The organism is Ollibium composti, from assembly GCF_004801285.1.
Classification (GTDB): Bacteria; Pseudomonadota; Alphaproteobacteria; order Rhizobiales; family Rhizobiaceae; genus Mesorhizobium; species Mesorhizobium composti.
Genome location: NZ_SSNY01000013.1, coordinates 85001 through 98592, shown reverse-complemented (window position 1 = coordinate 98592; position 13592 = coordinate 85001). Strand labels below are relative to the sequence as shown.

Annotated in this window: 11 protein-coding genes, 1 tRNA gene, 2 rRNA genes and 2 pseudogenes (1 of these 16 cut by a window edge); 11 read left to right on the top strand and 5 right to left on the bottom strand. The window is 63.3% G+C overall.

The window, feature by feature from the left end; all coding sequences use genetic code 11:
* Position 1 precedes the first annotated feature (1 nt).
* From E6C48_RS23135 to E6C48_RS19515, 9 genes and pseudogenes are all read left to right on the top strand, one after another.
* Positions 2–197: pseudogene (locus tag E6C48_RS23135) on the top strand (cupin domain-containing protein); the annotation flags it as partial.
* Positions 198–239: 42 nt separating this feature from the next.
* Positions 240–869 carry an NAD(P)H-dependent oxidoreductase gene (locus E6C48_RS19550; RefSeq protein ID WP_136359859.1) on the top strand — a complete coding sequence of 210 codons (630 nt, stop codon included), beginning with the start codon at positions 240–242 and terminating at the stop codon, positions 867–869.
* Positions 870–974: 105 nt separating this feature from the next.
* Entirely contained in the window at positions 975–1454 is a 480-nt protein-coding gene (locus E6C48_RS19545) for an RrF2 family transcriptional regulator (protein WP_136359858.1), read from the top strand.
* 109 nt (positions 1455–1563) lie between these two features.
* On the top strand, positions 1564–2718 hold the full coding sequence (locus E6C48_RS19540) for an MFS transporter (RefSeq protein WP_206086539.1): 1155 nt from the start codon (positions 1564–1566) through the stop codon (positions 2716–2718).
* 487 nt (positions 2719–3205) lie between these two features.
* Positions 3206–4042: a MurR/RpiR family transcriptional regulator gene (locus E6C48_RS19535; protein ID WP_136359856.1), complete on the top strand. Its 837-nt coding sequence runs from the start codon at positions 3206–3208 to the stop codon at positions 4040–4042.
* Positions 4043–4057: 15 nt separating this feature from the next.
* Positions 4058–5191, top strand: coding sequence for an ABC transporter substrate-binding protein (locus E6C48_RS19530; protein WP_230978870.1), 1134 nt, complete (start codon positions 4058–4060; stop codon positions 5189–5191).
* 112 nt (positions 5192–5303) lie between these two features.
* Entirely contained in the window at positions 5304–6989 is a 1686-nt protein-coding gene (locus tag E6C48_RS19525) for an ABC transporter permease (protein WP_136359855.1), read from the top strand.
* On the top strand, positions 6986–8086 hold the full coding sequence (locus E6C48_RS19520; protein ID WP_136359854.1) for an ABC transporter ATP-binding protein: 1101 nt from the start codon (positions 6986–6988) through the stop codon (positions 8084–8086). Before E6C48_RS19525 ends, E6C48_RS19520 begins: the two co-directional genes overlap by 4 nt.
* Positions 8083–8688 (top strand): histidine phosphatase family protein, encoded by a 606-nt coding sequence (locus E6C48_RS19515; RefSeq protein WP_136359853.1) that lies wholly within the window; start codon positions 8083–8085, stop codon positions 8686–8688. The genes E6C48_RS19520 and E6C48_RS19515 overlap by 4 nt, the downstream gene beginning before the upstream one ends.
* Before the next feature lie 226 nt (positions 8689–8914).
* Here the strand turns inward: E6C48_RS19515 and E6C48_RS19510 are convergent, their stop codons facing one another.
* A complete protein-coding gene (locus tag E6C48_RS19510; protein ID WP_136359852.1) occupies positions 8915–9526 on the bottom strand; it encodes a TetR/AcrR family transcriptional regulator in 612 nt (203 codons plus the stop codon).
* A gap of 116 nt (positions 9527–9642) precedes the next feature.
* Between E6C48_RS19510 and E6C48_RS19505 the strand changes: the two genes are divergently transcribed.
* Entirely contained in the window at positions 9643–10869 is a 1227-nt protein-coding gene (locus E6C48_RS19505) for an MFS transporter (RefSeq protein ID WP_136359899.1), read from the top strand.
* A 300-nt stretch (positions 10870–11169) separates the two neighbouring features.
* On the opposite strand, the pseudogene E6C48_RS19500 reads toward E6C48_RS19505, so the two are convergent.
* Positions 11170–11530, bottom strand: a pseudogene (locus E6C48_RS19500) (IS3 family transposase); the annotation flags it as partial.
* A gap of 120 nt (positions 11531–11650) precedes the next feature.
* Between E6C48_RS19500 and E6C48_RS19495 the strand changes: the two are divergent.
* Positions 11651–11932: a hypothetical protein gene (locus E6C48_RS19495; RefSeq protein WP_136359851.1), complete on the top strand. Its 282-nt coding sequence runs from the start codon at positions 11651–11653 to the stop codon at positions 11930–11932.
* 2 nt (positions 11933–11934) lie between these two features.
* On the opposite strand, the gene E6C48_RS19490 is transcribed toward E6C48_RS19495, so the two are convergent.
* The 3 genes from E6C48_RS19490 to E6C48_RS19480 form a co-directional block, all read right to left on the bottom strand.
* Positions 11935–12011: transfer RNA gene (locus E6C48_RS19490), tRNA-Met, on the bottom strand.
* A gap of 130 nt (positions 12012–12141) precedes the next feature.
* A 5S ribosomal RNA gene (gene rrf / locus E6C48_RS19485) occupies positions 12142–12256 on the bottom strand.
* 71 nt (positions 12257–12327) lie between these two features.
* Positions 12328–13592, bottom strand: a 23S ribosomal RNA gene (locus E6C48_RS19480); it runs 1533 nt beyond the window's last position.

Genomic DNA, 13592 nt, shown 5'->3' with positions numbered 1-13592 from the left:
GGAGGGCCGGCTCCGCATCGAATATGAAGATGGCGCCGTTCAGCTCGAAGCAGGCGATTTTCACGTCGTCCCGAGGGCACGATGCACAATCCGGTGGCGGAGGGAGAATGCTGGATCGTGTTGATCGAGCCTGTCAGAACAGGCATACGGGCGACAAGGTGGTGGCCGGGACGCAGCATCAAGGAACAGCTAGGTGAGGCGCAGGCCGCTCGCGCGGATGCTGTTGGTGAGGTGCCCAGATGAAATTGTTCTCGATTGTCGCGCATCCGAGGGACAACAGCTTCTGCCACGCCATTTCCGCCCGGATACGGACAACCATGACAGAGGCTGGCCACGATGTCGTGCACCATGATCTTTACGCAGAATCGTTCTCTCCGTGCCTGACGGCGGACGAGGCCTACACTACCGGCGACACGCTCGAGGTCGCGCTGTCGCGGGTTGCCGACCCCGTCGTGCGGCAACATCGCGAACAGGTCGCGCAGGCAGACGGCCTGCTCGTCGTCCATCCCAATTGGTGGGGAAAGCCACCGGCGATCTTGGCGGGATGGCTCGACCGGGTGCTCGTACCGGGTGTCGCCTACAGGCTGGCGGCCGCCGACGGGTTGCCGGAGGGCCTGCTGAGAATGGAAAAAGCGCTGATCCTCAACACGTCGGACACGCCTGAAGAAAGGGAAAAGGAAGTGCTGGGCGATCCCCTCGAACTGATCTGGGGACGCTGCGTCCTGCCGTTCTGCGGCGTGCAGGATTACGTACGTCATGTTTTCCGGACAGTCACCGACAGCAGCGAGAGTGAACGCCATGGCTGGCTGGCGCAGGCGGAGACTATGGCGAAGAGCATGTTCGCGCGGGTTGAGATAGCGTCAGCATAACCGTTACGACCGCAGTGCCGCTGGCACATGGCAATTTCATGTTGTCACATTGCAGGAAGCCCATAACCTGGATATAAAATAGCCAGATTATGGAGCACGAGCGTCATGAAGATGAGCGAGGGTGTCGAGTGGGGGCTTCATTGCTGCCTTGCCCTTGCCTGGCTGGGGGACGACACGGCCGTCCCGACGGCAACGCTGGCTTCCGCTTTCGATGTCCCGCCGCACTATCTCAACAAGTTCCTGCAGGCTCTGGTCCGGGCCGACATCCTGGCTTCGAGCGCCGGCGTCAAAGGTGGGTTCCGCCTGGCGAAGCGGCCCGAGAAGATCACGCTGCTCGATGTCGTCACGGCGATCGAGGGTCCTGAAGCCTCCTTCCGCTGCACTGAGATCCGAAGGCGCGGCGCCGGCGTTACCGCGCGTCCCTCGGAATTTGCCATGCCCTGCGGAATCGCCATTGCCATGGGGCGTGCCGACGCCGCGTGGCGGCGCGAGCTCGCCGCGCAGACGGTAGCGGACCTGGTGAAGGCCGCCCCGCCGGCGGGCGCCGAACGCATGCGCTGCTGGTACGCCCCCCGCGCCCGATAAGAGACATCAAAAGCTTTCGCGATTGCGCAGGAGTTTAATCTAGATGAATAATATCCAAATTAATGCAACCAGGCCGAACGCGTCGAGCGGGCCAGCGGCTACGTTCGGATTGAGATCGACCCTGGTCCTGGCGCTGGGCACATTCGCGGTTGGCACAGACGCCTTCATCGTGTCGGCCTTCCTGCCGGCAATGGCAGACGGGCTGTCTGTCACGCCGGCGCTCGCAGGCTACTCGGTCACAGCCTTCGCGCTTGCCTACGCGCTGCTGGCTCCGGTCATCGCTGCCGTCACCTCCGCAGTTGCGCGCCGAAGGCTGCTCGTGGCGGCGCTGGTCATCCTTGGTCTTGCAAACATTGCATCGGCCCTGTCGCCAACACTTGGGATTCTCATCCTGACCCGGGTCGTGGCCGCGGCAGCGGCCGCCGCCTATACGCCCAATGCCGGCGCCGTGGCGGCTGCCATCGTGCGTCCCGAGTTGCGGGCCCGCGCCCTCGCCATCGTCATCGGAGGGCTCACCGCAGCGACGGCTCTCGGCGTGCCGCTCGGCCGTATCGCCAGCACGACCATGAGCTGGCGTGCATCGCTCATCCTTGTCGGAATCGTGTCTCTCGCAGCGGCTTTCGGTGTTCTCGCTGTAATGCCGCGGCTACCCGGCAATGTGCCGGTGACGTTGTACCAGCGGCTCGCGATCCTCACGCGCCCGGGCGTCATGGTTGTGCTGCCGCTGACCGTGCTCGGCATGGCGGCATGTTACACGCCCTATGCCTTCACCATCCAGGTTCTCGATTTCCTCCTGGTTCCCGCAACGTCGGTTACGGCGATGCTGCTCGCCTACGGAGCGGGCGCGGTCGTCGGCAATTATGCCTCGGGCTGGGCCACCGACAGGATCGGGCCGAACGCGGTACTGACGTCAGCCTATGCCCTGATGGTCGTCGCCATGGGCGGTCTGGCATGGGTCGCCAGCGCACCCTCGCCAGCCATGATCGGCGTGGTCGCATTGCTGATGGCGTGCTGGGGTGCGAGCAGCTGGGCGCAAACGCCGCCGCAGCAGCACAGGCTGATCGCCGGCGCTCCACAGGAAGCGCCGCTCGTCGTCGCCCTGAATTCATCGGGCATCTATTTCGGCATCTCTATCGGGACGGCGATCGGCAGCCACGCGTTGAGCGATGGGGCGCAGGCCACCTTGTGGTACGGCAGCACGATCGCGATTGTCGCCCTGGTCTATGTGCTGTTGACGGCCATGCGTCACAATTCCCGTGGATAGCCGTGCTCAAGTTGGACCCGCCTCTCGGAGGCGGCATGCGGATACCTGTGTTTACCAGAGCCATGGCCTGCGGCATCAACCTGTCGGGAACCAGGCGCATCGCCAGCGCGCCGACCATTGCCCAGAACCCTCCCAGGGCGACACCGAGCAGGGCGCGCGATACGAGAAGCATCGGCAGATCGGCGGCGCTCGCGCACAGGCCGTGGAGAGGATAAGGAGCGTCGTCAAACTGCAAAGCGGGTAGCGCCGGTCGAATCGAGCGGGTGGTGACGACGATCAAGGACAGAACCATCCCCCCCTCATGGATCGCCGTGACGATCTCGCCGCCGGGACGGTATTTGATCGCCTTAAGGGCCTAGGCGCCACGAATGCCTTTCATAACATCGATTGCAATAAACCTTGCAGGATTTCTATTTTTGACAAAAAAACTTGACTGCATTCGGATTGCAAGGAAATATGCGCCCGCAAGATAGTTTGCAGGACGCCGATGACCATTCTGGAACGGATAAAATCGAACTCGGCAAAGCTGACGGATTCCGATCAGAAGCTGCTTTCCGCCCTGCTCGAGAACCGCATGGAGGCCGCTTATCTCTCTGGGGCCCAGATTGCCGAGCGCGCGCAGGTGCATGAGGCGTCGGCGACGCGGCTGGCGCAGAAGCTCGGCTACAAGGGCTATCCTGAATTGCGGGCCCAGCTCCAGCGGGAGGTGCTGGAGGGGCAGGACGCCGCCAACCGCATGCGCCGTTCGGTTGCGAAAGTGGAACACGGCGATTTCCTGGCGGACCTCGTCGCCGCGGAAGTGACGGCACTGGAGAGCCTGTCACGCTGCATTTCCCAAAGCGAGATCGACGAGGCGGCCGATCGCATCTTCCAGGCCAGGCGAATCTTCATCTTCGGCCAGGGGCACGCCCAGTCGGTGGCGAGCTTCCTGCAGCGGCGGCTCGACCGCTTCGGCATGACCACCATCGCCCTGACCGGGCGCGGGCGCGACATCGCCGAGCGCGTGGTCGGCATGGAGCGCGGCGACCTGGTCCTGGCGCTGGCCTTCCGCAAGCAGCCGAAAAGCTACCCGCCGCTGCTCAGGCACGCGGCGAGCGCCGGCGCCGGCAGCATCCTCATTTCCGATCTCGCCGGCCCGATGATGGAGCCCAGGGCAGACCTGTTGCTGGCGGCGCCGCGCGGCCGGTCGGGCAGCGAATTCCAGACCCCGACGATCCCCTTCGCCATCGTCAACGCGATCCTGATGACGATAGCCGGACGGCATGAGGAGCCGATCATCGGCCGGCTGGAAAAACTGTCGGACCTTTTTGCCGACTTCGAATAAACGGGAGGAAGAACTGTGAAAACAAAAGTAGGAACATGGCTTCGGGCATCCGTGCTCGCCACCGCGATCGCATTGCCGGGCGCGGCCTTGGCGCAGGACCTCGACGCACTGTCGGCGAAGGAACTGCTGCCGCTGGCGATGAAGGAGGGCAGTGTCACGGTCTTCTCGCTGTCGAGCCGCATCGCCCGCATCGAGAAGGCGTTCGAGGCCGCCTACCCCGGCATCGACCTGATCGGTCTCGACATGAGCTCGGTCAAGCAGATCGCTCGCGTCGAGGCGGAACAGCAGGCCGGCGTCCACGCCGTCGATGTGCTCTACATCGCCGACACGCCGGTGGTCTACAAGAAGCTGCTCGATGCCAAGCGTATCACGAACTACGTGCCGCCGCGCGTCGCCGGCGAGCTGGACGATCGCTACAAGGCGCCGCTGCTCGTCCACCGGCTTTCCACCAAGGTGCTGATGTACAACGAGGCCGCCTATCCGAACGGTTCGCCCATCACCAATCTGTGGCAGCTCACCACGCCGGACTGGAAGGGCAAGGTCCTCATGGTCGATCCCGCCCTGCGCGGCGAGTTGCTCGACCTGCTGACCGAGATCGCGCTGCATCCCGACGAGATGGCGGCCGCCTACAAGGCCCAGTTCGGCAAGGACATCGAGGTCGATTCCGATCTTCAGGGCGCCGGCGAGCAATTCGTGCGCGCGCTGTTCCAGAACGACCTGATCCTGGTCGCCAACAGCGACGTGGTGAACAAGGCCGTCGGTGACAAGACGGTCAAGGATGCGCCGGTCGGCTTCGCCACCTATTCGGATCGTCGCGACAACGAGAAGGAAGGCTGGGCGCTGCAGGTCGCCAACAATGTGCAGCCGGCGAACGGCATCCTGTTTCCCACCGTGCTGACCATCGCCGACAAGGCGCCGCATCCGGCGGCGGCGCGGCTGCTGATCGATTTCATGTTCGGCGACGATTCGCCGACCGGCGGGCCCGGCTTCGAACCCTTCAACGTTCCGGGCGACTACGCGACGCGCAAGACGATTTCGGACGATCCGGATTCGGTGCCGCTCGAAAAGCTGAACGCCTGGAGCATCGATCCCGCCAAGGTGGCGGCGACCCGCGGCCGCATCGCCGATCTCATCATCACCCTGCAGTAGTCCGCGCACGAGGCCGGCCCGCCCTCGGCGTGCCGGCCCGGCCCGAGGTTCCATCATGACATTGTCCACGTCGTTCCCATCGAGCGGCAGGTTCGTCCGGTCGCGCCATGCCATGCCCGCGATCCTCCTTGCCGTCGTCGCGCTCCTGGTCGTCGCGCCGCTGCTGAGGATTCTCTGGGCGACGCTCACGCCCGAAGGGCTGGATGCGTGGGTGGCGGTGCTCGCCAGCCCGCTTTCGCAAAACCTCTGGTGGCGGCCGCTGGTCGACACCCTGCTGCTCGGCCTCGGCGTCTGCCTCGGCTGCCTCCTGCTCGGCGGCTTTCTGGCCTGGCTGGTGGTGTTGACGGACCTGCCGGGGCGCAACCTCATCGGCACGCTATCCTCACTGCCCTTCATGATCCCGAGTTTCGCCGGCGCGCTGGCCTGGGGCACGCTGTTCCGCAACGACCGGCTTGGTGGCGCGCCCGGCTACTTCCAGGCGCAGGGCATCGCCATTCCGGACTGGCTCGCCTGGGGTCTTGTGCCGACGCTGATCGTGCTCGTGGCCCACTATTTCTCTCTGGCCTACACCATCATCGCCGCTGCGCTGAGTTCGGTCGGGGCCGACCTAGTCGAGGCCGGGCAGATGGCCGGGGCGCGGCGGTCGCGCATCCTGTTCGGCATCGTCCTGCCGGTGGTGACGCCGGCGCTGGTGGCCGGCGCCTCGCTGACCTTCGCAGGTGCCGTCTCCAATTTCGCCGCACCTGCCCTGCTTGGCCTGCCGGTGCGCATGCACACGCTGTCCACCCGCCTTTTCGGCATGATCGACACCGGCCAGACGGAGCGCGGCTTCGTGCTGGCGCTGCTCCTGATCGGCGTTTCCGCCACGCTGCTGTTCTTCAGCGACCGGCTGGTGTCCGGACGCAAGGCCTTCACCACCGTGACCGGCAAGGGCGGGCGCACCAAGCGCTTTCCGCTCGGCATCTGGCGCTGGCCGCTCTTCGCGCTGGCTGCCGCCATCGGCGTCATGACCTCGATCGTGCCGGTGCTGGTGCTCGCTGCCTCCAGCCTCGCGCCGCAAAGCGGTGCGCTGTTTTCCAACTGGACGCTGTATTTCTGGATCGGCGAGGGCGGCGGGGAGATCGCCCAGGGCCAGGCCGGCCTGTTCCGCAATCCGGTGCTGATCGACGCGCTGTGGACGACGCTCCGTCTGGGCGTGGTCGTGGCGATGACGACGATGGTTCTGGGGCTCGCGCTTGCCTACACCATCGTGCGCAACAAGGGCACGCTGCTCGCCAACGCCTTGAGCCAGCTCGCTTTCCTGCCGCTGCTGGTTCCCAGCATCGCCTTCGCCGCCGCCTATATCGCACTGTTCGGCGCGCCGATCGGGCCGCTGCCCTCGCTCTACGGCACGTTCGCGCTGCTGGTGCTGGCGGCGACCGCCCACAACCTGCCCTATGCGGTGCAGGCGGGGCGTTCCGTGCTCGGCCAGATCTCCACCGACATCGAGGAAAGCGCACGGCTCACCGGCGCCGGCTTCCTCAGGTGCATGGCGGTCATCATCGTCCCGCTTGCCATTCGCGGGCTTTTGGCCGGCGCCATACTGGTCTTCGTCAAGATGGTGCGGGATCTCTCGTTGGTGGTGCTTCTGTTCACCGCCACCTCGCCGGTGCTCTCAATGGTCGCCTACCGGTACGCCTCGGAAGGCTTCATGCAGTTCGCCAACGCGATCACGCTGCTCATCCTCGCCATCTGCCTGGTGGCGTCGTTTCTCGCGCATGTTCTCCAGCACCGTGTCCAGAAGTGGAAGCAATCATGACAACCCATGCCGCCGCGGCGCCGGACGCCATCCAGATCAGGCAACTCGTCAAGCGGTTCGGTGATTTCACCGCCGTCCGCAACGTCGATATTTCCGTGCCGGCGGGATCGTTCCTGGTTCTGGTCGGGCCGTCGGGTTGCGGCAAGTCCACGCTGCTGCGCATGCTGGCGGGACTGGAGGCGCCAACCTCCGGTTCCATCGCCTTCGGCGGCCGCACGATCTCCAGCGGTGAAGGCGGCGTCATCGCCGATGCCGGCGCGCGCGACGCGGGCCTGGTGTTCCAGAGCTATGCACTGTGGCCGCACATGACCGTCGCCGGCAACATCGCCTGGCCGCTGAAGGTGGCCAGATGGCCGAAGGAAAAGCGCGAACAGCGCATCGACGAAGTGCTGGCCTTCCTCGGCATCGGCGCGCTGCGCGAGCGCTATCCGGCCGAGATTTCCGGCGGCCAGCAGCAGCGCGTCGCCATTGCACGCACGATCGCGCCGAAGCCCAGCATCCTCCTGTTCGACGAACCGCTGTCGAATCTCGATGCCAAGCTGCGCATCGAGATGCGCAGCGAACTCATGCGCATCCACCGCGCCACCGGCGCCACCTCCGTCTATGTCACCCACGATCAGGTCGAGGCGATGACCATGGCGACCCATGTGGCGGTGCTGAACAACGGGCGTGTCGAGCAGTTCGGCAGTCCGATCGATCTCCTGCGCCATCCGCGCACCACCTTCGTCGCTTCCTTCCTCGGCACGCCGCCGGCCAACCTTCTACCGGTGAAGCGCAACGCCGACATGCTCACCTTCGGCGACGTGCCGCTGGCACCGGCCGGCATCGCCGGAGCACAAACCGAAGTGCAGCTTCTCTATCGCGCGCAGGACATTGCGGTCGGCGCCCTGAACGGCAAGCCGAAGCTGGTCGCGAAATTCGCCGAGGCGGCGCCCATCGCCGGCCAGACCATGGTCACCGCCATGGTCGGCGACCTGCGCATCACCGCCATGGCCGACGGCTATTTCACCGCATCGCCCGGCGAAACCGTGGACCTCACCTTCATCCGGACGCCCGATGCCGTCTTCACCGCCGCGGGCGAAAGGATCGATCAATGAGACTGATATTGTTGCGCCACGGCGAAACCCGGTGGAACGCCGAACAGCGCCTGCAGGGGCAGGACAATTCGGAGCTGTCCGAACGCGGCATCCGGCAGGCGCGCCAGTTCACGCCCTATGCCAGGGCGCTGCTTCCCGCACAGGTCGTCTCCTCGGACCTCGGCCGCACCCGCCAGACCGTTGAGATCATCGGCTACCCGGATGCGCCGTCGGACGCGCGGCTGCGGGAACTCGACATGGGCGAATGGACCGGAAGGACCAAACACGATCTGATCTGCAAGCAGCCAGAGGACTATGCGGCCTGGCGCGCGGGGACCTTCACGCCGGCAAGGGGCGAAACGTGGCGGTCATTCCGCGCGCGCGTGGCAGACGGCATCCGCGACTGGCTGCGCAGGACAGAGGGCGACCTGCTTGCCGTGGTGCACGGCGGCGTGGTGCGCGCCGCCTGCGACGAATTCCTCGGCCTGCCTCCGTCGCGCGTGGTTCCGGTCACGCCGGGCACGGCGACGATCCTCAGCTTCGCGTCTCCCGACGCGCCGGACGCGTTGCTCGAGGGATACAATATCGGGTCCGTGGTACCGGATCTGGCCGTCGCGGACTGACACATCCGTTCCAGGCGCTTGGTTGGCCGTTCGAGAGGTCGCGGCAAGGGACCGTCCCCTTGCCGATGTCCAGCGACAGGCAGTGCCTTCTGGCACCAGATAAGCGAACCCCACCCAAAGCAAACGATTTCGTCCAGACAATTGCCCCGACGCATTGGAGTTTCGGCCAGCTTTGCAGCCTTTTCGGTTCACCGGCCACTACATGCGCGCGTCAGTTCGCGCGATTTCACTTCGTTCGAGTTGGCTGAATATCTCCTTCTCTCAACCGGTTGAGAAGCTGCCGGAAACTCGAAACCGCTCGCATCGAGGTAGCCTGCGGGTCGGCGGACGCGGCAATCCAGGTCGCGGCATGGCTGGCCGCTCCATTGATCAGCCGCGCGGCGGCCTCGGTGTCGAGTTCAATGAGCAGCCCGTCAGCCTTGAGATCGTCCAGGCTTTTCTTGAGCGTCGTGACGCAGTTGTCGGTGCTCGCCCACTGTGAGACGTCGCCGAGAACCGCCGGCCCGTCGCGGAACATGATGCGCTGGATCTCGGGCTCCAGCGCCATTTCTATATAGGCCGTCCATTCATCAACCAGCCCCTGCCATCGCGTCGGCGCGCGCCGCGATATCTGACTGAGCCGTTCGGCCATCTCGGTATCGATCTGTTCGACGACCGCCCGCAGCAGTCCCTGCTTGTCGCCGAAATGATGGTAGAGCGCGCCGCGCGTCAGGCCAACCGCGGCCGTAAAGTCATCCATGGACGCGTCGGTGTAGCCGACCGTGCCGAACGCCTTTCGCGCGGCCTGCAGAAGCCTGGACCGCGTCTCCGCCATCTTTTCCTTGCGCGTGCCGGCCATGGCAATTCTCCTACATACGTATCGTATCTCAGTTGACGTACGTATCGTATGTCACTATCTCATTCACATACGCTGCGTATATATTGGATTCAGGTTCCAAATCAAGGACGGTTCCCATGGCAAACCCCTATGCAGAAATCTTCAAGGCGCGCGGCGCCAAAGGCTTTTCAAGTGCCGCGTTCGTTGCGCGGCTGCCCGTTGCGATGGCGCCGATTGGCATTGTCGCCATGCTCTCCCAAACGCATGGCGAATACTGGCTCGCAGGCGCCGTTTCGGCTACTTTCGCTCTCGCCAATGCGCTCGTCTCACCGCAAATCTCCCGGCTGGTGGACAGATACGGCCAGGCTCGTATCGCCATGCCGGCGGCTATCGTTTCAGCTGTTGCCTTTGTTCTTCTGATTGCCGCAGCCAACCAGAGATGGCCGGCATGGGTCCTGTTCGCCGCGGCCCTGGCCGCCGCGACGATGCCGAGCATCTCCGCCATGGTGCGGGCGCGCTGGAGCGAAGTGTTCCGCGACCGCCCCGAACTGAACACCGCCTTTGCATTCGAGTCGGCCGCCGACGAGTTGATATATATCGCCGGCGCGTCTCTTTCGGTCGGCCTGGCCGTCTCCTTCTTTCCTGAAGCGGGCATGCTGGCAAGCACCGCCCTGCTTGCCGTCGGGATGATGGCCTTCCTGCTGCAGCGGGCGAGCGAGCCCGCCGTCCGGCCGATCCATTCCGGCCAGCACAAGGGCTCTGCCGTCAGGCTTCCCGCCGTCAGGCTGGTCACCTTGGCGCTGGTGTTTGTCGGCGCCACTTTCGCCACGGCGGAAGTCGCCTCGGTGGCCATCACCGAACAGCTTGGACAGCCTGGCGCGGCCAGCCTGGTGATCGGCGTCTATGCCGTCGGCTCCTTTGCGGTTGGCCTCATTCTGGGAGCGCTCAACCCGAAAATGCCGCTGCACCGCCAGATGCTCATCGCCGTCAGCGTGCTGGCTCTTACCGCGTTGCCGCTTCTGTTCGCCGGCACGTCGGTCCCGCTTCTTGCGGCAGCCGTGTTCCTGAGCGGCGTGGCAATCTCGCCGACCTTCATCACCGCCTTCGGGGTGATCGAGCGCAAGGTCCCCGAATCCATGCTGACCGAAGGCGTGACCTGGGTCATGACCGGCATCGGAATCGGCATGGCTCTGGGCGCGTTCATCTCCGGCTGGGTCGTCGACAATTACGGCCCGCAGAATGGCTTCTGGGTGTCGGTCGCAGCCAGCGCCGCCGCCGTGCTGACCGTGGGAATTGGCCAAGGCAGTTTGTCCGACAGCAAACTTCACACAACCGGCAGGACAGAACTCCAGCCGGCGGAATAGTTCGACCACCCCAGGCATGGCATGGCTCCTCGGCGCCATGCCATGCCACCGTTGGATGGCGAAAAACGGCAGATATCCGAGACGCAACGGAGCGTGAAAAAGCTCCTCCCCCTTGCAGTCAAAATCGGCCAGAGCCGAAATTCTGCAATATCCAGCGCAGCATAAAGATCACCCAGTTCAGCCTCACTGCTTAAATGATCTGAACCTCGACAGCTGACTGTTATGAGTTAGAGTTTCCACGGCAAGATCCCCTGGCTGGGAGAGGCAGTCTGGCCTGCTGCCGGTTTTTCGGACACCAGGTTAAGCTAACATAGCTTTCGCCCCGAACTCGACGGGGCTCATATAGTCCAGTGTCGAGTGCCGTCGCCGGGGATTGTAGAGGCGCTCGATGTAATCGAACACGTCGGCCCTGGCGTCATCGCTCGTCCTGTAGACCAAGCGGGCTGTCCGCTCGGTTTTCAGTGACGAGAAGAAGCTCTACATCGCAGCATTGTCCCAGATGTTGCCCCGAACGGCTCATCGAGCAGGTGATGCCGTGATCGGCCATCAGGCGCTGGAACTGCTCGCTCCTCTATTGGCTGCCCTGGTCGCTGTGGTGCAGCAGGCTGTCCGGTTTGCCTCAGCGCCAGATCGCCATGATGAGGGCGTCGGTGACGAGCCGCTCGATATCGAGTTGCTCTGGCTTCATCTGACCGTGGCCGGGAAAGGCGTGCTGCGGATCGGCCGACAGGCCGCGCACCCATTCGCGCAGCACAAAGCTCGAGACGCGGAAAAGAAGTCGATGCGCTTCCTCCATGATGCCGAAGAGCCGCCTCCTCTCCTCCATCCGAATATGGCGCACCGCTACCACGCCCGGGTCGACGAGCTTTACGCCGCACTTCAGGAAGATTCGGAGGAAACGCGCATGACGGCGGCCAAGTTGGTCCGGTCCCGCTTCAAGGAAATCATCCTCACGCCCGAAGAAACCGGGATGCAGATCGACGTGGGCGTCGATCTAGCCGGAATCCCGAGCATTTCCCTTAACAGCAAAAGGCCCGCCAGAGGCGGGCCAATCGCAAATTGAGGTGGTTGCGGGAGTAGGATTTGAACCTACGACCTTCAGGTTATGAGCCTGACGAGCTACCGGGCTGCTCCATCCCGCGTCAACCAGCATAAGATAAGTTCGCACTTACCCATTTTCCAGTCCGCCAAATGAAAAGGCCGCTCGCGCGGCCCGTCATTCCCGTTTGGCGGGCCAATCGTAAGGAGAAGATTTCAACGTGCGTTTTGTAGACCTGGCAGCGACCTACTCTCCCGCGTCTTGAGACGAAGTACCATCAGCGCTGGGGCGTTTCACGGCCGTGTTCGGAATGGGAACGGGTGCAGCCACCCCGCCATAACCACCAGGTCGGCAAAGCGCACGTTTTCGAGAAGCTGTTTTCTGTGCCGTCATCTTTCAGATGGGCATAAGGAATGAGAACGATCAAGCCGATCGAACTATTAGTACCGGTAAGCTTCAAGCGTTGCCGCTCTTCCACACCCGGCCTATCAACGTGGTCGTCTTCCACGGTTCTCAGGGAATACTCGTTTCAAGGTGGGTTTCCCGCTTAGATGCCTTCAGCGGTTATCCCGTCCGGATATAGCTACCCTGCAATGCGGCTGGCGCCACAACAGGTCCACCAGAGATCCGTCCATCCCGGTCCTCTCGTACTAGGGACAGATCCTTTCAATATTCCTACACCCACGGCAGATAGGGACCGAACTGTCTCACGACGTTCTGAACCCAACTCACGTACCGCTTTAAATGGCGAACAGCCATACCCTTGGGACCTGCTCCAGCCCCAGGATGCGATGAGTCGACATCGAGGTGCCAAACAACCCCGTCGATATGGACTCTTGGGGGTCATCAGCCTGTTATCCCCGGCGTACCTTTTATCCGTTGAGCGATGGCCCTTCCACGCGGGACCACCGGATCACTATGACCGACTTTCGTCTCTGCTCGACTTGTCAGTCTCGCAGTCAGGCAGGCTTATGCCATTGCACTCAGCGAACGATTTCCGACCGTTCTGAGCCCACCATCGCGCGCCTCCGTTACTCTTTAGGAGGCGACCGCCCCAGTCAAACTACCCACCATACATTGTCCCGGACCCGGATAACGGGCCGCGGTTAGACATCCATAGTAATAAGGGTGGTATTTCAAGGGTGGCTCCACCAAGGCTGGCGCCCTGGCTTCAAAGCCTACCACCTATCCTACACATGCCACTACGAATGCCAATGTAAAGCTATAGTAAAGGTGCACGGGGTCTTTCCGTCTAACCGCAGGAACCCCGCATCTTCACGGGGAATTCAATTTCACTGAGTAGATGCTGGAGACAGCGGGGAAGTCGTTACGCCATTCGTGCAGGTCGGAACTTACCCGACAAGGAATTTCGCTACCTTAGGACCGTTATAGTTACGGCCGCCGTTTACTGGGGCTTCGATTCAGAGCTTGCACCCCTCCTCTTAACCTTCCAGCACCGGGCAGGCGTCAGACCCTATACGTCGCCTTGCGGCTTCGCAGAGCCCTGTGTTTTTGATAAACAGTCGCTACCCCCTGGTCTGTGCCACCCTCCCATGGTTGCCCATGAAAGGGTCACGCTTCTTCCGAAGTTACGCGTGCAATTTGCCGAGTTCCTTCAGCATCCTTCTCTCAAGCGCCTTGGTATACTCTACCTGACCACCAGTGTCGGTTTCGGGTACGGTCT

Excerpts from the sequence above, each read along its gene's own strand:
- E6C48_RS19535 (WP_136359856.1), top strand. The coding sequence starts at position 3,206 with ATGACCATTCTGGAACGGATAAAATCGAACTCGGCAAAGCTGACGGAT.
- E6C48_RS19550 (WP_136359859.1), top strand. The coding sequence starts at position 240 with ATGAAATTGTTCTCGATTGTCGCGCATCCGAGGGACAACAGCTTCTGC.
- E6C48_RS19525 (WP_136359855.1), top strand. The coding sequence starts at position 5,304 with ATGCCCGCGATCCTCCTTGCCGTCGTCGCGCTCCTGGTCGTCGCGCCG.
- E6C48_RS19495 (WP_136359851.1), top strand. The coding sequence starts at position 11,651 with ATGCGCTTCCTCCATGATGCCGAAGAGCCGCCTCCTCTCCTCCATCCG.
- E6C48_RS19520 (WP_136359854.1), top strand. The coding sequence starts at position 6,986 with ATGACAACCCATGCCGCCGCGGCGCCGGACGCCATCCAGATCAGGCAA.
- E6C48_RS19505 (WP_136359899.1), top strand. The coding sequence starts at position 9,643 with ATGGCAAACCCCTATGCAGAAATCTTCAAGGCGCGCGGCGCCAAAGGC.
- E6C48_RS19515 (WP_136359853.1), top strand. The coding sequence starts at position 8,083 with ATGAGACTGATATTGTTGCGCCACGGCGAAACCCGGTGGAACGCCGAA.
- E6C48_RS19510 (WP_136359852.1), bottom strand. The coding sequence starts at position 9,526 with ATGGCCGGCACGCGCAAGGAAAAGATGGCGGAGACGCGGTCCAGGCTT.
- E6C48_RS19545 (WP_136359858.1), top strand. The coding sequence starts at position 975 with ATGAAGATGAGCGAGGGTGTCGAGTGGGGGCTTCATTGCTGCCTTGCC.